At 61.5% G+C, this 21182-nt stretch carries 23 protein-coding genes; 14 read left to right on the forward strand and 9 right to left on the reverse strand.

The window, feature by feature from the left end; all coding sequences use genetic code 11:
- Positions 1-42 precede the first annotated feature (42 nt).
- Together NKJ55_RS14525 and NKJ55_RS14530 are read left to right on the forward strand one after the other, a co-directional pair.
- Positions 43-663: a hypothetical protein gene (locus NKJ55_RS14525; RefSeq protein WP_352450502.1), complete on the forward strand. Its 621-nt coding sequence runs from the start codon at positions 43-45 to the stop codon at positions 661-663.
- A 251-nt stretch (positions 664-914) separates the two neighbouring features.
- Entirely contained in the window at positions 915-1850 is a 936-nt protein-coding gene (locus NKJ55_RS14530; RefSeq protein ID WP_023678427.1) for a ribose-phosphate pyrophosphokinase, read from the forward strand.
- Between the two features lie 97 nt (positions 1851-1947).
- Here the strand turns inward: NKJ55_RS14530 and NKJ55_RS14535 are convergent, their stop codons facing one another.
- On the reverse strand, positions 1948-2829 hold the full coding sequence (locus tag NKJ55_RS14535; protein WP_023678428.1) for an AraC family transcriptional regulator: 882 nt from the start codon (positions 2827-2829) through the stop codon (positions 1948-1950).
- Positions 2830-2957: 128 nt separating this feature from the next.
- On the opposite strand from NKJ55_RS14535, the gene NKJ55_RS14540 reads away from it, so the two are divergent.
- A complete protein-coding gene (locus tag NKJ55_RS14540; protein ID WP_352450503.1) occupies positions 2958-4208 on the forward strand; it encodes an MFS transporter in 1251 nt (416 codons plus the stop codon).
- A 123-nt stretch (positions 4209-4331) separates the two neighbouring features.
- Here NKJ55_RS14540 and NKJ55_RS14545 read toward each other — a convergent pair whose 3' ends face one another.
- Entirely contained in the window at positions 4332-5522 is a 1191-nt protein-coding gene (locus tag NKJ55_RS14545) for a glycerate kinase family protein (RefSeq protein ID WP_352450504.1), read from the reverse strand.
- A gap of 1 nt (position 5523) precedes the next feature.
- Complete coding sequence (locus NKJ55_RS14550) at positions 5524-6894, reverse strand: SLC13 family permease (RefSeq protein ID WP_352450505.1); 1371 nt, start codon at positions 6892-6894, stop codon at positions 5524-5526.
- A 262-nt stretch (positions 6895-7156) separates the two neighbouring features.
- Between NKJ55_RS14550 and NKJ55_RS14555 the strand changes: the two genes are divergently transcribed.
- Both NKJ55_RS14555 and NKJ55_RS14560 read left to right on the forward strand, forming a co-directional pair.
- Complete coding sequence (locus tag NKJ55_RS14555; RefSeq protein ID WP_352450506.1) at positions 7157-8761, forward strand: sensor histidine kinase; 1605 nt, start codon at positions 7157-7159, stop codon at positions 8759-8761.
- Entirely contained in the window at positions 8739-9419 is a 681-nt protein-coding gene (locus tag NKJ55_RS14560; protein WP_352450507.1) for a response regulator transcription factor, read from the forward strand. Before NKJ55_RS14555 ends, NKJ55_RS14560 begins: the two co-directional genes overlap by 23 nt.
- A 217-nt stretch (positions 9420-9636) precedes the next feature.
- On the opposite strand, the gene NKJ55_RS14565 is transcribed toward NKJ55_RS14560, so the two are convergent.
- Entirely contained in the window at positions 9637-10314 is a 678-nt protein-coding gene (locus NKJ55_RS14565; protein ID WP_352450508.1) for an ArsR/SmtB family transcription factor, read from the reverse strand.
- Between the two features lie 95 nt (positions 10315-10409).
- Here NKJ55_RS14565 and NKJ55_RS14570 point away from each other — a divergent pair, with 95 nt between their 5' ends.
- The 8 genes from NKJ55_RS14570 to NKJ55_RS14605 all read left to right on the forward strand — a co-directional run bounded on the left by NKJ55_RS14570 (position 10410) and on the right by NKJ55_RS14605 (position 16545).
- Positions 10410-10904: a DUF2938 domain-containing protein gene (locus NKJ55_RS14570; RefSeq protein ID WP_352450509.1), complete on the forward strand. Its 495-nt coding sequence runs from the start codon at positions 10410-10412 to the stop codon at positions 10902-10904.
- A gap of 244 nt (positions 10905-11148) precedes the next feature.
- Complete coding sequence (locus tag NKJ55_RS14575) at positions 11149-11793, forward strand: 50S ribosomal protein L25/general stress protein Ctc (protein WP_023678438.1); 645 nt, start codon at positions 11149-11151, stop codon at positions 11791-11793.
- Between the two features lie 23 nt (positions 11794-11816).
- A complete protein-coding gene (gene pth, locus NKJ55_RS14580) occupies positions 11817-12542 on the forward strand; it encodes an aminoacyl-tRNA hydrolase (RefSeq protein WP_352450510.1) in 726 nt (241 codons plus the stop codon).
- 3 nt (positions 12543-12545) lie between these two features.
- Positions 12546-13109, forward strand: coding sequence for a hypothetical protein (locus NKJ55_RS14585; RefSeq protein ID WP_352450511.1), 564 nt, complete (start codon positions 12546-12548; stop codon positions 13107-13109).
- A gap of 77 nt (positions 13110-13186) precedes the next feature.
- Positions 13187-14290 carry a redox-regulated ATPase YchF gene (ychF, locus tag NKJ55_RS14590; protein ID WP_352450512.1) on the forward strand — a complete coding sequence of 368 codons (1104 nt, stop codon included), beginning with the start codon at positions 13187-13189 and terminating at the stop codon, positions 14288-14290.
- A gap of 217 nt (positions 14291-14507) precedes the next feature.
- Positions 14508-15482, forward strand: coding sequence for a magnesium/cobalt transporter CorA (gene corA / locus NKJ55_RS14595; RefSeq protein ID WP_352450513.1), 975 nt, complete (start codon positions 14508-14510; stop codon positions 15480-15482).
- A 134-nt stretch (positions 15483-15616) separates the two neighbouring features.
- Complete coding sequence (locus tag NKJ55_RS14600) at positions 15617-16078, forward strand: MaoC family dehydratase (protein ID WP_023678443.1); 462 nt, start codon at positions 15617-15619, stop codon at positions 16076-16078.
- The gene (locus tag NKJ55_RS14605; protein ID WP_023678444.1) at positions 16075-16545 is read left to right on the forward strand and encodes a MaoC family dehydratase; all 471 of its coding nucleotides are present in this window, start codon (positions 16075-16077) and stop codon (positions 16543-16545) included. The genes NKJ55_RS14600 and NKJ55_RS14605 overlap by 4 nt, the downstream gene beginning before the upstream one ends.
- A 43-nt stretch (positions 16546-16588) precedes the next feature.
- On the opposite strand, the gene NKJ55_RS14610 is transcribed toward NKJ55_RS14605, so the two are convergent.
- The 4 genes from NKJ55_RS14610 to petA all read right to left on the reverse strand — a co-directional run bounded on the left by NKJ55_RS14610 (position 16589) and on the right by petA (position 20191).
- Entirely contained in the window at positions 16589-17134 is a 546-nt protein-coding gene (locus tag NKJ55_RS14610; RefSeq protein WP_352450514.1) for an adenine phosphoribosyltransferase, read from the reverse strand.
- Positions 17135-17350: 216 nt separating this feature from the next.
- On the reverse strand, positions 17351-18223 hold the full coding sequence (locus NKJ55_RS14615) for a cytochrome c1 (RefSeq protein ID WP_023679477.1): 873 nt from the start codon (positions 18221-18223) through the stop codon (positions 17351-17353).
- 88 nt (positions 18224-18311) lie between these two features.
- Positions 18312-19613: a cytochrome b gene (locus NKJ55_RS14620; protein WP_352450515.1), complete on the reverse strand. Its 1302-nt coding sequence runs from the start codon at positions 19611-19613 to the stop codon at positions 18312-18314.
- Between the two features lie 17 nt (positions 19614-19630).
- Positions 19631-20191 (reverse strand): ubiquinol-cytochrome c reductase iron-sulfur subunit, encoded by a 561-nt coding sequence (petA, locus tag NKJ55_RS14625; protein WP_352450516.1) that lies wholly within the window; start codon positions 20189-20191, stop codon positions 19631-19633.
- Between the two features lie 281 nt (positions 20192-20472).
- Here petA and NKJ55_RS14630 point away from each other — a divergent pair, with 281 nt between their 5' ends.
- On the forward strand, positions 20473-20829 hold the full coding sequence (locus NKJ55_RS14630; protein ID WP_352450559.1) for a cupin domain-containing protein: 357 nt from the start codon (positions 20473-20475) through the stop codon (positions 20827-20829).
- Between the two features lie 27 nt (positions 20830-20856).
- Here the strand turns inward: NKJ55_RS14630 and NKJ55_RS14635 are convergent, their stop codons facing one another.
- On the reverse strand, positions 20857-21171 hold the full coding sequence (locus tag NKJ55_RS14635; RefSeq protein WP_352450517.1) for a DUF6665 family protein: 315 nt from the start codon (positions 21169-21171) through the stop codon (positions 20857-20859).
- Positions 21172-21182: the final 11 nt, after the last annotated feature.

A 21182-nucleotide genomic window follows, 5' to 3' on the forward strand; every position in this document is an offset into this window, starting at 1 on the left:
AAGAGTGTGAGGGGCGTTCGTCGCCAAGGAGTTTTCAGGCTAATGAGACGATCGCATGTGACGACCGTGTCATTGCTCGTGGCGCTGGCACTGGCGGCCTGCACCAATGCGAAGGACGTTCTCGAACCCTCGGCCATTGCCCCACAATCGACGCAATCGCTCTCCGGAGCCGGAGGTGCCGCAACGCCCCCCGCAACTCCGGCTCAGCCTGCCGGCACCGCGCAAACTGCAGATACAGCGCAGCCTTCCGCTGCAGCAGCCGTGCCGCTCGCCAAAAGCGCGGCTGCCATTGCGCGGACCCGGCTGCAGGTGGCGCCGATCGTCGGCGCCTCGGTAGAAGCCGCGACACCGCTGACCGCCGAGCTTCAGACACGCGCCAGGCAGCGCGGCATCACCTTGGCCGGCAGCACCGACCAGACCCCAACGCATGTGCTCAAGGGCTATTTCTCGACCATGACGGAAGGCAAGGACACTACCGTCATCTATGTCTGGGACATCTATGACCCGGCCGGCAACCGGCTGCATCGCATCAACGGCCAGCAGAAGGCGCCCTCTGTTGGCGGCGGCGAAGGCTGGACGGCGGTCGCGCCGGCGACCATGCAGGCAATTGCCGACCAGACAATCGACCAGTTCGCCACTTGGCTTGGCGGCGGCGCCGGCTGACCTGGAGCATAATTCCGAAAGTGGAATCCGGTTTTCGGAAAAGAGCATGCTCAGACTGAAAGATAGAGCTATCCCGATTCCGTCGGCATGGAACTGGCTCTATCGCCGCATGCTCAAGCCGTAAGCGTTTATTGAGATTAGCCGGCGGATTCCCATTCACGACGCTTGCAATACCGGCGCGGGCCGCTAAAAGCCCGACTAAGAGGCTGGAGTGCTATCGGAGTCTCTCAATCCTTCGCCAGGAACGGTGCATGAAGCTCTTCGCGGGCAATTCCAACAGGGTGCTGGCCGAATCAGTCGCCCGCTACCTCAACATTCCGCTGGGCAAGGCCAGCGTCAGGCGCTTCGCCGACCAGGAAATCTTCGTCGAGATCCAGGAGAACGTGCGCGGCGAGGACGTCTTCATCCTGCAGTCCACTTCGTTCCCGACTAACGATCATTTGATGGAACTGCTCATCATGATCGACGCCTTCATGCGCTCCTCGGCCAAGCGCATCACTGCAGTTATTCCTTATTTCGGCTATGCCAGGCAGGATCGCCGCGCCTCGGGCCGCACACCCATCTCGGCCAAGCTGGTCGCCAACATGATCACGAGGGCGGGCGTCAACCGGGTGCTTACCCTGGATCTCCATGCCGGCCAGATTCAAGGCTTCTTCGACATCCCGACCGACAATCTGTTTTCCGTGCCGGTCATGGCCCGCGACGTAAAGGCGAAATACAAGCAGCTTGCCAATGTCATGGTGGTGTCGCCGGATGTCGGCGGCGTGGTCCGCGCCCGCGCGCTCGCCAAGCGCATCGACGCCCAGCTTGCCATCGTCGACAAGCGCCGCGAGCGCCCCGGCGAATCGGAAGTCATGAACGTCATCGGTGACGTGCGCGGCAAGGATTGCCTGTTGATCGACGACATCATCGATTCGGGCGGCACGCTGTGCAATGCGGCCGATGCGCTGCTTGCCGATGGCGCCACGAGTGTCACCGCCTATACTACCCATGGCGTTTTGTCCGGCGGCGCCATCGCCCGCATCGGCGCCTCGAAACTGCAGGAACTGGTCATCACCGATTCCATCCAGCCGACCCAGGCAGTGCTGGACGCCGCCAATATCCGCGTCATCTCCATCGCCGAATTGATGGGCGAGGCGATCTCGCGCACGGCGACCGAGGAATCGGTGTCGAGCCTGTTCGATTAATGCGTGTCGCGCAAAGTGCAGCGGTTTTGCGATAACGACATGCATAAAAGCAAGAACCCAAAGCGCGTCGCATGAGGCCGGTCGAACGCGACGCCCTTCAGGGCTGCGACTCAGGCCGAGCCGGACCGCTTATTCGTCGTACACCTTCACCAGCATCACGGGCGCCCCGCATGTAACCGCGTGGCGAGGCTCCCAGCATGCGCTTGAACATGGTGATGAACGCCGGCACGCTGTCATAGCCGAGATCGAGCGCCACCCTCGTGATCGGCTCGCCGTCGGCCAGCCGTGGCAGCGCCGCGAACAGACAGGCCTGCTGACGCCAGGTCGACAGCGACAATCCGGTCTGGCGGTGGAACGCGCGGGTGAAAGAGCGGCGGCTCATGCCGACGATAGCGGCCCACTCGTCGATCGTCGCATGCGGTGACGGTGCCGAGACGAAGCGCCGGCACAGCGTCGCCAGCCTTGCATCGGACGGGAACGGAAGGCCGAGCGGCCGTTCCGGCAGGTTCGGGATTTCGTGCAGCAGGAGCTTCATGATCAGTCCGCCCCGCCCCTCCAGCTCGGCGCCTTGCGGCAGCTTTTCCGATTCCACGATCAGGCTGTGCATCAGGTCGGTGATGCCGACGACACGCAACCCGTCCGGCAGGCCGGGAATGGCCTCCGGCATCACATAGACGGACCGCATGCTGACGTCGCCCAGCATCTCGACGGAATGTTCGGTGCCGGCGGGGATCCACATCGCGTGGTCCGGAGGCACCATCCAGCGCCCATGCCGCGTCGTCACCAGCACGACACCGACCAGCGCGTGCAGCAACTGGCTGCGGCTATGATGGTGCCGTGGCACATGGTAGCCGTCCGGATATTCGGTCGGCAGCGCCACTGCCGGCCCTACGGCCTGCTCCAGCCATTGCCAGCGACGCTCATGCAACAGCCCGAGATCGGTGTCGCCCGCTCTGAACATTTCCCTGCCATGCGGCATCAGCTATGGCCCACTTGCGAAACTATTGGACCAAACCACGAAAGAAGTCGCGTGACAAGCAACGTATAAGGCTGCGGCCTATAAGACCGCCTGCGGAAGCGCCCGCTAAAAAGACCACGGAGCCTGCCTTGACCGATACCGCAGCAACCGCCGACGCCAAGCCGGCAGCGGCCAGCCACATTTCAGCTCAGGCGACGGCCTTCACCGTCATCCTGGCGGTGAGCTTCTGCCATTGCATCAACGACATCATGCAGTCGCTGCTGTCGGCGATCTATCCGCTGCTGAAGGACAATTACGGTCTCGATTTCTGGCAGATCGGTCTTTTGACTTTCACCTTCCAGGTGACGGCATCCTTGCTGCAGCCGGTGATCGGCATGATTACCGACAAGCGGCCGATGCCTTATTCGCTGCCCTACGGCATGGCTTCATCGCTGATCGGGCTGGTCGTGCTGGCCTATGCCGGACATTACTCGCTGCTCCTCATTGGCGCCTCGCTGATCGGCATCGGCTCGGCGATCTTCCACCCGGAATCCTCGCGCATCGCCCGCTTCGCCTCCGGTGGCCGGTTCGGTCTTGCGCAGTCGCTGTTCCAGGTCGGCGGCAATTTCGGCCAGGCGATGGGGCCGCTGCTGGCAGCATTCATCGTCGTGCCCTTCGGCCAGACCAGCATCGCCTGGTTTGCCGGCGGCTCGCTGATCGGCATCATCGTGCTGTGGCAGGTTGGCGGCTGGTACAGCCGCCTGCGCGCCGCACAGGGCACCCGCAAGGGGGCAGGCTTCGTTTCGCCTTTCCCGCGCCGCAAGGTCCTGGGCGCGCTGGCGGTGCTGACCTTGCTGGTATTGACCAAGAACGCCTACATCGCCAGCCTGTCCAGCTACTACACCTTCTATGCCATCCATAAATTCGGCGTTTCGGTGCAGATGTCGCAGGTCATGCTGTTCCTGTTCCTCGGCGCCTCGGCCCTGGGCATCCTGCTCGGCGGCCCGTTCGGCGACCGCTACGGACAAAAGGCGATGATCTGGTTCTCGATCGTCGGCGTGCTGCCCTTCACGCTGGCCCTGCCCTATGCCAATTTCGAGTGGACGATGGTTCTCACCGTGCTGATCGGCCTGATCCTGTCCTCGGCCTTCTCGAACATCGTCGTCTTCGCGCAGGAACTGGTGCCCGGCCGCGTCGGCATGATCGCCGGCATCTTTTTCGGCTTCGCCTTCGGCATGGGCGGCATCGCCGCCGCCGTGCTTGGCGTCGTCGCCGACATGAAAGGCATCGATTTCGTCTTCCAGGTCTGCTCGTATTTGCCGCTACTCGGGCTGCTGACGGTTTTTCTTCCCAACATGAAGGAGGCGAGGAAGCTCAAGGCGGGGACCACGATCGGGTGAAGTTTGGGTTGGACTTCGGCTTCCCCGCCCACCGGGCAGCGCGAAATTCGGTTCTCGACATAGACTTCGAGCCGGTCAGGGCCGCCGCGTAGCGACATCGCGGCCATTGGCTGACACGCTCCGTCATCTGAACTTGAAAGCACGCGTCGCCCGCATCAGCCGGAATGCCTGCTCGGCAGCGTTCGCCAGCAGCGTGTCGGCGTCACGGATCGCGTCTTCGAGGGAACACGGTCGGCACAGAATGCTGAAGAAGGCATCGATGCCGATGTCGTGGGTCGCCTCTGCACCTGCTCCGATCGTTCCGGCCAAGGCGATGACAGGCAGATTGTGACGTTTCGCGCGCCGGGCAATCTCGGCTGGTATCTTTCCAAAGCTCGTCTGACCATCCAGGCCACCCTCGGCTGTCATGACGATGTCGGCGTTTGACAGCCGATGATCGAGATCCATATACCGCAGGATCAGGTCGAAGCGCGGATGTAGCCGGGCCCCAGCAAAGGCGTGAAGTCCGGCGCCGAGTCCCCCGGAAGCTCCTCCGCCGACAAGCGGCGTCACGTCGACGCCGAGGTCGCGGCGAACGACGTGAGCGACATTTTCCATGCCCTGCTCGAGCAAAACCACCTGGTCAGGTGTTGCACCCTTTTGCGGGCCGAACACCCGGGCGACGCCTCTCTCGCCGAGCAGCATGTTGTAGGGATTTACCGCGACGTCGATACGAACATTCGAAAGGCGATGATCACGACTGGAAAGATCGACACGAGCTAGCGATGAGAGGGCCGAGCCGCTCCCCGAAATGGGACGGCCGCCGCCATCGAGCAGACGCACGCCTAATGCTTGGGCCATGCCGGTTCCTGCATCGTTGACACCCGAGTCACCGCAGCCGATCAGAATTCTTTCCGCGCCAAGATCGAGCGCAAAACGAATCAACTCACCAACCCCATAACTTGTAGTGCGGGTCGGGTCACGCATGTCCGTGGGGACGAGCCGGAGCCCGGCAGCCGCCGCGATTTCCAGAACTGCTGTCCGTTTCTTTCTTCGCCCGAGAAAACCGACATCGGCCGCCACGGGTTGTCCCACCGGTCCCGTCACTGTGACGGAATGCAGCTCGCCATCAGACAATTCAACAAGGGTCCGCGTAAAATCCTCGCCACCATCCACCATTGGAAGGCCCAGGATCTTTGCTGTCGGAACGGCATTGCGAACGCCCCGCGCCAATGCAGCGATGACATCACGAACGCCGAGGCTCTCCTTAAAGCCGGAGGGTGCGACCAATACTCGAAGCCGTCTTCGTTTCGTCAATCCTTTCTTTTTCGACATTCTACGGCTCTCCAGCAAGTTGCAGATGGAGCGTGTTGAGCAGGGCTCCGGTGGCTGGCCACACGGCGACCGCGAACACGACGATGAGGATGAACTGCATCGGCAGCAGGATTGAGCTGAGCAAGGCGAGGTCTTTCGGGCCGTAGCCTTCCTCGTCGACCCCCGCGAAAAGCGCCACCGGTTTCGCGCAGATCGCGAGGGTTTGGCAAAAGCCAGTCGCCGAGACGAGGACAAACATTGCAAGGAGAGGGTCGAGCCGCGCTGTTGATGCGAGCATCAGCGCCGGGGGCAGCAGCACCGAGACACGCGCCGTGCGACTGTGGATCACGAGATGACTGAAAAGCCCAAGCAAGGCTAATAAGGAGATAAGCGCCAACGGGCCCAAGCCGGTGCCGCGCAGTGGATCGACAGTGGTCTCGATCAACCACCGATTGAGGCCTGCTGCCGTCAGGCCGTCTGCCAAGCAGATCGTCGCCGCCAGAAACAAGAGCAGCTTCCACTCCGCACTCTTGATTGCATCGCCAAACGCCACGGAGCCGACTCCAGGAAGCGTGGCCAAGAGAGCGCCGCCAAGAGCGATAACGGTGGCATCAAGTCCGTGGACAGGTTCGGTCAGCCACGCGATGACAACCCCGCCGGCGATCCAGAGTATCGGCTGCCGTGCCAATCCGGCACCGCCACTAGTCACCGTCGTTGGCTGCAAAAGGGTCATCCGCCGTTCGACCGGCGACAGGAAAAGCCGGAGCAGGCATTCGACCGAAAGGAAGGTGCTCACGGCCGCAAACGGCAGGCCGAAAGCGATCCATTCCAGATAGCTTACTTTCACACCCGAGAGGCGGCCGACCATTTCGATCGCCAGCAGATGGGCACCGGCGCCGACGGGCGATGCAATGGCCGAGAGCAGGATAACAGTGGGGAACAGCAGCGCGAAGGCCCTTCGCAACCGGGCGCTTCCACAGCGTCCCGCGATCGCCTGATAGGCGGGGATCATCAAAGCTGCGCGACCTGAGGTCGACGGAATGACGAAGGCTGTGGCGATCATGACGGCCGTCAAAGAATAGGCGATTGTGCGAACCGATCGCATGCGCCCCGTCACGAGGCCGAGAACGCGATCTGCGACCCCACTCGCCTTGAAGGTGGCCGCCAATATGAAGGAGGCAAGCAATAGCCAGATCAACTCATCGCCGAGCGCATGAAACAGCGCGCCTGGATCACGGTTGACCAGCAGCGCCATTGCCAATCCGGCGGCGATTGCAACGAAGGCATCGTCGAACCGCGTTAAGGTCCACCCGATGATCGCGACAAGCAGGATCTCGAGCGCTCGCCGGGCGTCGGACGGGAGCGCGGGGAGGCCGAATTCAATGATGGCCACACACAGGGATGCACAGGTTCCGATCAGTGCGGCTCGCCATATCGGCCAGAGCACCGGCGGTGTCCTTTCCCGAAGGGTGGCGTCACTGTCGGTCCGAAAATCTACTTGTGCCAACCGAAACCTCGTCTAGTTCGTCGCCAACGTGGCGATGAGGGCGTCGCACACCCTCCGCTCGAACTTAGGAGGTTCCGATTAGACGCTTGGGAGGGCTCCGGTTAGAATTTGGTGAGAGGCATTATCCGATCGCCGGCAGGATTACCGCATGACCGTTCGAGGCCGCATCTTCCTATTTCAAATCGTCATTCTCGCCCTTGTCGGACTGATTTCAGGACTGGCATTCGCAACACTCCAGCTGACAGAGGAATTCGTCCGCCGAATCGACAGCGTCCACGGGCGGTTCGAGGCGCTCGCCGAACTCAATGGGCATGCCAACAATTACACCGAGCAACTCGCTGAAGTCTTGCTGCTTGGGCCCGAGCAAATGCCGGATTTCGAAGCGGCACGAGAAGCAGTGAAATCCGGATTCTACAAGCTGGAGGGCGCCACTCGCGAGGAACTCGGCGCTCTCGGATATTGGAGCGATAGACGCCAGGAGGAGGCCGAACTCAGATTCGTCGGCCGCATCAAGGCGCTGTTTAAGGCGATCGATCGGGCCGCCCAGCGACTGTTTAGCCAGCGAACAAAGGGGGATCCAAAGGGCATCGTAGACGCCTTCCGCAACGATGTGGAGCATCGACTAGAGAGCGATCTCGAAGAAATGATCGAAGCCGCTTTGCACGATGAGCGCAGGGAGGTTGGAGAGGAACTCGCCCGCGTCCGTGGCGCACAATGGCGACTGCTGCTGCTGACCGGCGGCTTCGCTGCGTTGCTCATGCTGGGCAGTCTAGGGTTCGGCCTCGTCCTGCGACGATCAATCGCCACACCTGTGCGTGAACTGAACGAAAGCGCCAAAGCCATCGCTGCAGGCAAGCTCGACCATCGCGTTTCCGCGACCGGACGCGACGAGTTCGCTTCCCTCTCGCGAAGTTTCAACAGCATGGCCGAGGCCCTCGAGATCGAACGTGCTGCTCTGATTTCGGTACAGGACCGCTTGGAGGCGGAGGTTCAGTTGCGCACCCGTGAACTGCGGAAAGCCAATGAGCAACTGAGAGCTATCGATAGCCGACGCACACAATTTTTTGCGGAGGCAAGCCACGAACTCCGCACGCCGTTGACGATTCTCCGCGGAGAGGCCGACGTTGCCCTCCGCGGCCAACCGCGTGTTCGACCTTACCGCGAAGCTCTGAGCCGAATCCGCAATTACGCTGAAGATATGGCTCGCAACCTGGGGGACCTTCTGGCATTCGCCCGCTCCGAAGCCGAAAATTTCAGGTTCTCCTTGCACAACATCGATACCGGTGAGGTGGTGAAGGCGGCCGTTCAGGAGGCTTCCGTACTCGCAGGTCCCAAGCAGATTTCCGTTGATCTGTCGCTCAACCCAGACCATTGTCTCATTCGGGGTGACGCCCAGCGCCTAAAGCAAGCGCTGCTGATCGGCTTCGACAACGCCATAAAGTACTCAAAGCCATATCAGACGATAGCAGTCGAGATGGCTGAGCGTCATGGAATGGTTGAGATCGCCATCCGCGACAACGGTTCAGGGATCGATGTCAACGATCTCCCGTTCGTGTTTGACCGTTATTATCGCGGGCGTGTCGGCGGGAGGTCCGCAGCCGACGGCCTTGGTGTTGGCCTCGCGATCGCCAAGGAGATTATAGACGGGCACAATGGCACAATCGGCCTTGAAGGAATTGAGCCTTCGGGAACCCTCCTCAGAATCAGACTGCCGCTGGTACATCGCACCCATGATTCGAATCCTGATCGTTGAAGACGACCGGCGTGTCTCCGACTTTCTCCGCCGGGGGTTGGAGGCCGAAGGCTTCCACGTGAGTGTCGCGGAGGACGGTCGCGAGGGATTAGCCATTATTCGTACGGATCCATTCGATCTCGTGATCCTGGACCGTCTGCTTCCCTACCTGGACGGCCTTGAGCTGTGCCGGATCGTGCGATTGGAGCAGTGGCCGGTTCTCATCCTGATGCTGACCGCGAAGGAGACAATTCAGGATCGCGTAGATGGGCTCAAGGGCGGTGCCGACGATTACCTGACGAAACCGTTTGCGTTTGATGAACTAGTGGCCAGGATTGACGCGCTGCGCCGACGCCGTCAGGGTGCAGTGGATCGGCAGTTGCTTCGAGTGAGCCGCCTCAATCTCGACACGAGCGCTCGTCGTTTTGCGGACGGCGACCGGGAAATCAGCCTTACCCGACGTGAATTCGACCTTCTGCATTTTCTCATGCTCAATGCGGGGAAAGTGGTTAGCCGCGAGCGCATCCTCAACAATGTCTGGTCATACAGCTTCGAACCCGGGACGAAGATCGTGGAGGTATACATTCGCTATCTGCGTGCGAAGCTCGGGCCGGATGCATCGGCCAGCATTCAGACGGTTCGTGGGATCGGCTACATGCTGGTCGAGCGGAAGCCATAGAAGGTAGAGCGAAACTCTTTATCGCACCGTTCTCGCCACTCGCTGGAAACCTTCCCTTCCGCAACGCCGGTTCCACCGCTTGTTTCCGAATAGGTGTTCATTGGCTCCCTTCCATGCTGCCGGCGCGCGCCGTCCACCCGCCGTGGGCATTGCCCCGCCGCGGTCCCACCTTTCCATTTGTGTTCGGGCTTGGCCGGCGACGCCGATTTGGCGGCCGTTAACCGCTTTCGTAATTCACGCCCTCTACCCCCAGGCCTGCAGCCACCCAGTCGGGGAAGCCGCCTTCGAACCGGCGCGAGGCCCAGCCTCGTGCCCTGAGGATTGCCAAGGCGTCGGCCGACAGAACGCACTGGACTCCACGACAATAGGCGACAACGACCTTTTCCCGTGGGAGCGCCGCAAGCCGCTGCTCCAACTCGTCAGCGGGAATGTTGATCGCACCCGGCAAATGCCCCGCTACGAATTCGTTCTGCGGCCTGACATCGAGCAGCACGACTTCGTCGTTTCGCATGCGGCGCACGAGTTCCTCGCGCGAGATGTTTTCCAACCTGTCCGGCTGGCTGATGCTATCGTTGATAAACTCACGGATCTGCTGGCGTCTGTGGTTTGCAAGATTTCGCAGCGCCGCAAGCACGTTTTCGATTGGGCCATCTGCAAGCCGGTACAGAACGCGTTTTCCGTCTCGCCGGGTCTGCACCAAGCCCGCTCGCTTGAGGTGCTGAAGATGCTGCGACGTATTCGCTAACGCGATCCCGGAAAGTTGCGTCAGTTGTTCGACGGCCAGTTCGCCATCGGCAATGTGACGCAACAGAACCAGCCGGTGGGCATGCCCCAAGGTGCGGGCGAGATCCGCTATTTCGTCGAAGATTGGGTGGTGAACGTCCGCGCTTTTCATATGACATAGCTAGCATCACTCAATCAATCAATCAATATGTTGAATGATTGATTCTTTTTGGTTAGTGTCTGACAGGTGAAACAGGAGATGCCAAAATGTTGGAGTTCGTTGTCCGTGCGGCCGTCATTGGAATCGGCGCGACAGCCCTGATGGATCTCTGGGGATGGTTTCTGAAGCGAATGTTCGCGATTCCACCGCTTGATTACGCCTGGGTCGGCCGCTGGATCGGGCACTTTCCACATGGACGTTTTGCACATGCGAATATCGCACAAGCTGCCCGCGTTCGCGGCGAAACCGCCATTGGATGGAGTGCGCATTACGCGACCGGCATCGTATTTGCCGCAGCGCTGATTGGAGTGTGGGGCCTCGACTGGGCACGGCACCCGACAGTGCTTCCGGCCCTGTTGATCGGCGTCTGCACCATCGTCGCCCCGTTCTTCGTGATGCAACCGGCTTTTGGGATCGGCATCGCGGCTTCGAAAGTTCCCAATCCGCGCACTGCGCGCCTGCGCAGCCTTATGGCCCATCTGTCTTTCGGGGTTGGGCTGTACGTTGCAGGATTGCTTTCAGCACTGCTACTTCCAGCCTGATGGGACACGGTCCATCCCTGGCGCCCTTCCGCCCGCTTGCACCTCGCGCCACCTTCCGCTATAGAGCCGCCACCCGCGTAGACACCCTTGGAGGCAACGCGGCGGAAGGCCGCCTTCCCGCATGATTCCGAAAAGTGGATTCCGGTTTTCGGACCAGGTCATGCGTTAGCTATGTCGGCTTTCGACGTTTACGGCCCAGCCACGCTGACCGTGAGCGCTCCAGAACAACGCGAAAGGAAATGCCATGAGCCACGATACTTACGAGCTCAAGGCCGAAGCGCGCGAACAGGTCGGTAAGGGGTCCGCCCGTGCAGTTCGCCGCAACGGTAAAGTGCCTGCAGTGATTTACGGCGACAAGCAGCCTCCCCTGGCGATTGCGCTGACCTACAAGGACATCTACTACAAGATCCATGGCGGCGGGTTTCTGACCACGGTCGCCACGATCGATGTCGACGGCAACAAGATCCAGGTTCTGCCCAAGGATTTCCAGCTCGACCCGGTCAAGGATTTCCCTGTCCATGTCGATTTCCTGCGCATCGGCAAGGATACCGAAGTCAATGTCGACGTGCCCGTGCACTTCATCAATGAAGACAAGTCGCCCGGCATCAAGCGCGGCGGCGTGCTCAACATCGTGCGCCACGAGGTCGAGTTCCACTGCCCGGCCAATGCGATCCCGGATTTCATCACCATCGATCTCACCGGTACCGATATCGGCGATTCGATCCACATTTCGGCCATCACCTTGCCGGCCGGCGTCAAGCCGGTGATCTCCGACCGCGACTTCACCATCGCGACCATTGCCGGCTCCTCGGCGATGAAGCCGGAGGCCGCGGAAGAGACGACTGAAGCGGCTGAGCCCGAAGCGGCTCCTGCCGCCGAAGAGAAGTAACCCCTTCCCGCCCGGAGGCGACGATGCTTGTCTTTGCAGGCCTCGGCAATCCGGGCGCGAAATACGCCAACAACCGGCACAATGTCGGCTTCATGGCGGCGGACGCGATCGCCCGCCGCCATTCCTTTTCGCCCTGGTCGAAGAAATTCCAGAGCCTGATCGCCGAAGGCACGCTTGCCGGCGAAAAAGTGATCCTGATCAAGCCGCAGTCCTTCATGAACCTGTCCGGCCAGTCGGTCGGCGAAGCCTTGCGCTTCTACAAGCTCGGCCCTTCGGCGCTGACTGTCTTTTATGACGAGATCGACCTTGCCGCCGGCAAGGTGCGGGTCAAGGTCGGTGGCGGTTCCGGCGGCCACAACGGCATCCGCTCGCTCGACCAGCACGTCGGCAAGGATTTTCGCCGTGTGCGCATCGGCGTCGGCCATCCCGGCGTCAAGGAAATGGTGCACGGCCATGTGCTTGGCGATTTCGCCAAGGGCGACCGCGAATGGCTGGACGTGCTGCTCGACGCAATCGCCGATAGTGCCGGATTGCTTGCCAAGGGCGACGACAATTCGTTCATGAACCGCGTGACGCTGGCGCTGCGCGACAAGCTCACGCCGACGGACGACGACGATCGCCCGCCGCCCAAGGCGCCAAAGGCGCAAAGCCACGTCCGCCAGGCGCGGCCGCAGCAGCCGGCGGCCAAGCTGCCCGAAACCGGCCCGATGGCGGCCATGCTGAAGAAGCTTTTTGGCGGCAAGGACTGAGCCATGGATCTGGATGACATTCAGGAATTGGTCCGTCTCATCAGACAGAAGTATGTTGATTATTTCGTCGCCGCTGCCGGCGAACTTGCTCGCAGCAGCCAAGGATCGCATGCGACCGAAATCAAGTTTTCGAACGTCGATTCCTTCTATCGAAATTTCATCGCGGTTGATTTCGTCAGTAATGACGGACAGCCAAATCCGCAATTCATCAACAGCGATTCCTATGTGAAATTCTCTCCGGATATTCACGCCGGGATGGGTGGAATGGATGTCCTCATCTCACCTTTCAGGTGGGATGAGGTTCATTTTAAATTCCCTATAAATGAGCTCGACGGCGATCTCTTCGACGAATGGTTTCGCGGCTGGTTCGATATCGATGGCGAGCGTGAAACATCGGAGACCGTCGGAAACGTCATTCACAGTGCGCAATTGCTCGACGGGCAACTGACCATCGATTTCGGAACCGCTGAGGTCGACGCGTTCTGGCATCTTCTGCAAATACTGAGCAGGTCCGGCGTTCGTTCGTTGGCGATAGGCACCGATGACATCTCGCAGCGTCTGAATTGAATTGCGCCTTGACGATCATCGGCGCTTTCGCCCATAGCCCTGATCAAATTTCGATTTCCCGATAGGACCAGACAAAAATGGGTTTCAAATGCGGCATCGTTGGCTTGCCCAATGTCGGCAAGTCGACGCTCTTCAATGCGTTGACCAGGACGGCGGCGGCGCAGGCCGCCAATTATCCGTTCTGCACCATCGAACCGAATACCGGCGAGGTGGCGGTGCCCGACCCGCGCCTGCAGAAGATCGCCGCGATCGGCAAGTCGAAGGAGATCATCCCGACCCGCATCTCGTTCGTCGACATTGCCGGCCTGGTGCGTGGCGCCTCCAAAGGCGAAGGGCTTGGCAACCAATTCCTCGCCAACATCCGTGAGGTCGACGCCATCGTCCATGTGCTGCGCTGCTTCGAGGATGACGACGTCACCCATGTCGAGGGCCGCATCGATCCTGTCGCTGATGCCGAGACCGTCGAGACCGAATTGATGCTTGCCGACCTCGACAGCCTTGAGCGCCGCATCGTGCAGATCCGCAAGCGTGCCGCCGGCAAGGACAAGGAAGCAGCGACCGTACTTCCGATGATGGAAGCGGCGCTTGAACTGCTGCAGGCCGGCAAGCCCGCCCGCATCCTGCTCAACGGCATCTCGGCTGAGGATCTGCGCATCCTGCAGGGGCTGAATCTCTTGACCTCACACCCGGTGCTTTACGTCTGCAACGTCGCGGAAGCCGATGCCGCCACCGGCAACGCGCATACCAGGGCGGTCGAGAAGATGGCCGCCGCGCAAGGTGCCCGCACCGTTGTGATTTCCGCGGCGATCGAGGCCGAGGTCGCCCAGCTCTCGGACGAAGAGGAAATGGAATTCCTGGCAACGCTCGGTCTGGACGAACCCGGCCTGAACAAGGTCATCCGCGCCGGCTACGAGCTGCTCCAGCTCATCACCTACTTTACCGTTGGCCCCAAGGAGACACGCGCCTGGACCGTGCACAAGGGCGCCAAGGCGCCGCAGGCGGCAGGCGTCATCCACACCGATTTCGAGCGCGGCTTCATCCGCGCCCAGACCATCGCCTATGAGGACTTCGTCAGGCTGGGCGGCGAAGTCGCGGCCAAGGAGGCCGGCAAGGCGCGCGACGAAGGCAAGGAGTATGTCGTCCAGGACGGCGACATCATGCTGTTCAAGTTCAACACCTGACCTGGCGAGGGAGCCCAATGGTCACCATTGCCGTCGCTCGATGACAAACTTCAAAGCAGGGTGTCGCAGTGCCTCTTGCGCTGCTTGACGGGCCATCGTGCGGGGTCTAAGGGGCCTCTGCACCGGCCTCGCGCCTCGCCTGCCCGCGTCCGTGCGATGTGACTGACGCGCCCCCTCCAAACGAACGCTCTTTGGCAACAGCAAGGGAGACCCGGCGATGATCAAGGCCTTCGTCGTCGACAATGATCGCCTGCGCCTGGTCGACGATCTCCTGCAAAACAGCGACACTGTCGTCTGGGTCGACCTCTTCAACCCGACAAAGGAAGAAGAGACGACAATCGAGACCTGGCTCGGCATCGCCGTTCCGACCCGCGAAGAGATGGAAGAGATCGAGATCTCGAGCCGTCTCTACGTCGAGGACGGCGCTTACTTCATGACCGCCATCCTGCCTGCGCAGACCGAGCTGGACGATCCCTTGATGTCGCCGGTCACCTTCGTGCTCGCCGGCAAAAGGCTGATCACCGTGCGGTACCACGAACCGAAGGCGTTCAAGACCTTTCCGCTGCGCGCCGAGAAGGTGGCGACCGGTTGCACCAGCGGCGACACCATCCTGATCGGACTGCTGGAGGCGATCGTCGACCGCCTCGCCGACATTCTGGAGCGCGCCGGCCGCGACGTCGAGGCGATCTCGCGCGACATCTTCGAGGCACGCTCGACCAAGGTTTCCAAGCGCAACCGCGACTTCCAGGAGCTGTTGAAAGGCATTGGCCGCAAGGAGGACCTCGCCTCCTCGATCCGCGACAGCCTGATCTCGCTGCAGCGCCTTGCCGGCTTTCTCGCCCATGCCTCCACGCAAAGCAGGATGAGCAAGGACAGCCGCGCTCGCATCAAGACCTTGTCACGCGACGTCCTGTCGCTCGCCGACCACGCCACCTTCCTGTCGCAGAAGATCAGCTTCCTGCTCGACGCGACGCTCGGCATGATCTCGATCGAGCAGAACGCCATCATCAAGATCTTCTCCGTCGCCGCTGTCATCTTCCTGCCGCCGACGCTTGTCGCTTCGATCTACGGCATGAATTTCGACATCATCCCTGAGCTCAAATGGCACTTTGGCTATCCCTTCGCCATCGGCATGATGGTGCTTTCGGCAATCCTGCCCTTCTGGTATTTCCGCCGCCGCGGCTGGCTATAGGGTCGTCAATACCGCGCTGCGGCTTGGGCGCAGCGGGCTGGCGCAATAGAAATTGCTTGACCAAATGCCACGCTGCCTGCATCCGGGACCCGGACCCGTAGCGATCGTACAATCCTGAACAGGATTTCCAGATCATGACCGCAAAGACCTGGGCTTATGAGGATTTTGTCGAGGGCGCTTCGCTCGACCTCGGCACCAAGCTGGTAAGTGCCGCCGAAATCATAGAATTCGCCGGTGAATTCGATGCCCAGCCGATGCATCTCGACGAGGCCGCGGGCCAGGCCAGCATTCTCGGCGGGCTGGCGGCTTCGGGCTGGCACACCTGCGCCATGTTCATGCGCATGCTGTGCGATGCCTTCCTGCTCGACTCGACCTCCCAGGGCGCGCCGGGCGTCGACCAGGTCAAATGGAAACGGCCAGTCCTGGCCGGCGACCTGTTGACCGGCAGCACCACCGTCCTTGCCAAGCGACTGTCCAGATCGAAGCCCCGGCTTGGCCTGGTGACCATGCGCAGCGAGTTGTTCAACCAGCGTGGCGAAGGTGTTTTCGAGCTCGAAAACACCGTCATGTTCCTCACCCGCGAGGGCCGTGCGTGAGCCTCGACGAATTCTTCTGCATCGGTATCACCGTCACGCTCGGTTCACATCGATTCGAACCGGAGGCGATCAAGGCGTTCGCCCGCAAATACGACCCGCAGATATTCCATATCGACGAAGAGGCGGCGAGGAACAGCATATTCGGCGGGCTCTGCGCCTCGGGCTGGCACACCGCCGCCACCTGGATGAAATTGAACCTCGAGGCTGGCATAGAGGCAGAGGTCGCCCGCTGGCCCGGTCCTGGGCCGGTGCCGGAATTCGGCCCCTCGCCCGGCTTCAAGAACCTCAAATGGCCCAAACCTGTCTATGCCGGGGAAACCGTGACTTTCACCCGCACCGCGCTGGCCCATCGCCCCATTGCCTCGCGACCGGGCTGGCGGCTGCTGACGCTCCGCTCGGAGGCCTTCGATTCGACCGGCGACAAGGTCATCGAATTCGAAAGTGCCGTGCTGGTGAAGGTGGAATGAGCGGAGTTCTTTCCCTCTCCCACAGGAGAGAAGGAAGAAACGCTCAATGCCCCTCAAACCCGATCAGCGTCCTCACCGGTACGCCGAGCGCCTCTAACCTCTCTCGGCCGCCAAGGTCCGGCAGGTCGATGACGAAGCAGGCGGCGAGGATGTCGGCGCCGATCTGCCGCAATAGCTTGACGGCCGCCTCGGCCGTGCCGCCGGTGGCGATCAAATCGTCGACGAGGATTACCTTCTCGCCTGGAGAAACACCGTCTTTGTGCATCTCCATCTCGTCCAGCCCGTATTCCAGGCTGTAGGCGACGCGCACCGTCTCGTAAGGCAACTTGCCCTTCTTGCGGATCGGCACGAAGCCGGCCGAAAGCTGGTGGGCGATGGCGCCGCCGAGGATGAAGCCGCGCGCCTCGATGCCGGCGATCTTGTCGATCTTCAGGCCGGCATAGGGATGCACCAGCTCGTCGATCGCCCGGCGGAAGGCCCGCGCATTGCCGAGCAGTGTCGTAATGTCGCGAAACAGGATGCCGGGTCTGGGATAATCCGGAATGGTGCGGATCGCGGCAAGCAGCGTGTCTTCGAGCGAGGATTTCATCAAGCGGCTCTCCGGACCTTTCGTCGGATTCGACTGAAGACGTGAAAGGAATTGGCCAATCGTAACCCGGGGCAGCCAAGTCCGGCTACCGCCATGTGACGCCTGACGGAAAATTGTCCGGCAAAGGGGGTGCTCAGCGACGGCTGCAATGAATCGAAATGCCTGCAATGAAAAGGGCGCCTTTCGACGCCCTCCCGGTCTCGTGTGTTGCAGCGGTCAGTGCGCCACGCCGGCCCACACCTTGCGTTTTGTCAGGTAGACCAGCGCACCGAACAGAAGCAGAAAGACCAGCACGCGAAAGCCGGTCTTCTTGCGGTCCTCGAGGTGCGGCTCGGCCGCCCACATCAGGAAGGCCGACACGTCGCGCGAATACTGGTCGACCGTCTGCGGCGCGCCGTCATCATAGGTAACCTGGCCGTCGGAGAGCGGCTTCGGCATCTTCAGCGACACGCCGGACAGGAAGTACGGATTGTAGTGCGTGCCTTCCGGTATGACCATGCCCGCCGGCGGCTGCTGGTCGTAGCCGGTCAGCAGCGAGTGGATGTAGTCGGGACCGCCCTGGGCATATTGCGTGAAGATGTCGAAGACGAAGCGCGGGAAGCCGCGTTCAACGCCGCGCGCCTTGGCCAGCAGCGACATGTCGGGCGGTGCTGCGCCGCCATTGGCCGCCGCCGCCGCTTCCGCATTGGGGAACGGCGCCGGGAAATGGTCGGACGGCTTGCCGGGGCGATCGAACATGTCGCCGGCATCGTTCGGGCCGTCGTGGATCGTGTATTCGGCCGCCAGCGTCTTGATCTGCGCATCCGAATAGCCAAGGCCTTCCAGCGTGCGGAACGCCACCAAATTCATCGAATGACAGGCTGAGCAGACTTCCTTGTAGACCTTCAGCCCGCGCTGCAGCTGGGCCTTGTCGTAGGTGCCGAACGGCCCGGCGAAGCTCCAGTCCATTTCCTTTGGTTCGTGTATTGGGAAATGCGTCGGCGCCGCCTCGTTGTGCGCCTCTTCCTGGGCGCGCGCTCCAGTGCCTGTGGCCCCAATGCCCGCGGCCACAAGGCCAAGCAGCGCCAGCGAGGTGAGAATCTTCTTCATGCAAATCCCCTTGAGATTCTCTGACGCGCTGTCATCGTCTCGAGCATGATCTTGTCCGAAAACCGGTTTCCACTTTTCGGGATCATGCTCAGCCTTTGGTTTCCGGCGCGGCCGTGGCGCCGGCAGGATGTCCACCGCCACCCTTGTTCTTCCCGAGCACCGCCTCGGTGATCGAATTCGGCAGCCGCCGCGGCGTCTCGATCAGCCCAAGTACCGGCAGCGCTACCAGGAAGAAGGCGAAGTAGAACAGCGTCGCCATCTGCGCCATGAACACATAGCTGCCCTCGGCCGGCTGCGAGCCCAGCCAGCCGAGCAGGATGGCGTCGGCCACGAACAGCCAGAAGAACAGCTTGTACCAGGGCCGGTAGACTGCCGAGCGCACCTTCGAGGTGTCGAGCCACGGCACCAGGAACAGCATGACAATCGCGCCGAACATGCAGAGCACGCCGCCGAGTTTGGAATTGATGGGCCCGATATTGAAGGTGATAGCGCGCAGGATCGCGTAGAACGGCAGGAAGTACCATTCCGGCACAATGTGGGCCGGCGTCTTCAGCGGGTTGGCCACGGTGTAATTATCCGGATGGCCGAGATAGTTCGGCAGATAAAAGACGAAATAGGCGAAGACGAACAGGAACACGATCATGCCGAACCCGTCCTTGATGGTCGCGTAAGGCGTGAAGGCGAGCGTGTCGGTCTTCGATTTGACCTCGATGCCGGTCGGATTGTTCTGGCCGACGACGTGAAGCGCCCAGATGTGCAGCACGACGACGCCGGCGATCATGAACGGTAATAGGTAATGCAGCGCAAAGAAACGGTTCAGCGTCGGATTGTCGACCGCGAAGCCGCCGAGCAAAAGCTGCTGGATCCAGTCGCCGACCAGCGGGATGGCGGTGAAGAAGCCGGTGATGACGGTGGCGCCCCAGAAGCTCATCTGGCCCCAGGGCAGCACATAGCCCATGAACCCGGTCGCCATCATCAAGAGGTAGATGATGCAGCCGAGGATCCACAGCAGCTCGCGCGGCGCCTTGTAGGAGCCGTAGTAGAGCCCGCGGAAGATATGGATGTAGACCGCGATGAAGAAGAACGACGCGCCGTTCGAATGCAGGTAGCGCAGCAGCCAGCCGGAATTGACGTCGCGCATGATCTTCTCGACCGAATCGAAGGCGAGAGTGCTGTCGGCCGCGTAATGCATGGCCAGCACGATGCCGGTCAGGATCTGCGCCGCCAGCATGAGCGCGAGGATGCCGCCGAAGGTCCAGGCGTAATTCAAATTGCGCGGCACCGGATAGGCGATGAAGCTGTCATAGACCAGCCGCGGCAGCGGCATGCGCGAATCGAACCAGCGTCCGATGCCGGTCTTGGGCGTATAGGTCGAGTGTCCCTCGCTCATGGAAAATATCCCTTGCCTCAGCCGATACGGATCTTGGTGTCGGAAATGAATTGAAACACCGGCACCGCCATGTTCTCGGGCGCCGGCCCCTTCCGGATGCGGCCGGCCGTATCGTATTGCGAACCGTGGCATGGGCAGAACCAGCCGCCGAAATCGCCTTCCTGGCCGAGCGGGATGCAGCCAAGATGGGTGCAGACCTGGACCATCACCATCCAGGCTTCCTTGCCCGGCGTGGTTCGGTTGGCGTCGGTTGCCGGCGCGTCGGCCGGCAGGTTGGCATTGCGGGCAATTGGATCCTTGAGCTCGGCGAGATTGACCGCCTCGGCGTCCTTCATCTCTTTTTCGGTGCGGTTGCGCACGACAACCGGCTTGCCGCGCCACTTCACGACGAGCGACATTCCCGGCGTCAGCGAGGAGACGTCGACCTCGACCGAGGCGAGCGCCAGCGTCGAGGCATCCGGGCGCATCTGGTCGATGAATGGCCAGGCAACGGCGCCCGCGCCGACCACCGCCGCCATGCCAGTGGCGACGTAGAGAAAATCACGACGGTTGGGATCCTGGGTGTCGGTTGCGCTCACGGGTGCCTGATCCTTTCGCCTCTTCCGTGCCGGCGGCCGAGCCTTGTTCCCCGCTCAATCGCGCCGGCCCGACTGCGCATGGCGAACAGGCTAGCGAATTCCTCCGGCATTTGGGACTTGGGTTTATGCGTGAAGCCTGTTTTTGTCCAGACGGGTGAAGGCACAAGGGCAGATTGTCGCGGGGGCGTAATTCGCACGGCGGAACGATTGGAAAACAGCAGCAAAACCAAATGGCTGCGTTCGCCTCGACAGCTGGCGCTGGCCCGGTTTATCCTCGGCCTATGGCGCATGTCATAGACCGCGACAAATGGGCCGAAGCGCCCGACCGCTGGCCCGACCATTGGCAGGGCGAGCTGCAAGGCGGAGCTTACGGCTCCCGCAGCTGCCTGATCTTCAACTACCTGCCCGAGATCGGCGGCGGCCCCAGGCTGCACAGCCATCCCTATTGCGAGATTTTTATCATCCGGACCGGGACCGGTCTGTTCACCGTCGGCGACCGGCAGATCGAGGCCACAGCCGGCCAGATCCTGGTCGTACCGCCGAACACGCCGCACAAATTCACCAATCTCGGGCCAGGCCCGCTGGAAACCACCGACATACACGAGAACGGCAGCTTCATCACCGAGTGGCTGGAATAACGCTTCCCAAACCGATTCCGGTTCGGATCATGCGCTGGCGCCGAGCCTGGCCAGCACAGCCTTGGGAATGCTGTATTCCCGGATCACCGCGTCGTGCTTGCGCAGGCCGCAGAGTTCGCGCTGGATGAAATACCCGTGCACCGCTTCGGCTGCATCCCTGAGCAGCCGGGCACGGTCGACACTGTCGCAATTCTCGCGCAGCCTCGTCAATGTTTCATCGACGCGCCGGCCGGCGCGGCCGAGCGCGGCCGCCTTCTCGCCGAGGATTTCATGGCCAAGCAGGTCCAACGCGCTCTCCTGCGCGCCGGACCGTCCGAAATTCGATGGCATTCTCACCGCCATGGTCTACTCCG

Source organism: Mesorhizobium sp. M0106, assembly GCF_040322715.1.
In the GTDB taxonomy this organism is placed as follows: Bacteria; Pseudomonadota; Alphaproteobacteria; order Rhizobiales; family Rhizobiaceae; genus Mesorhizobium.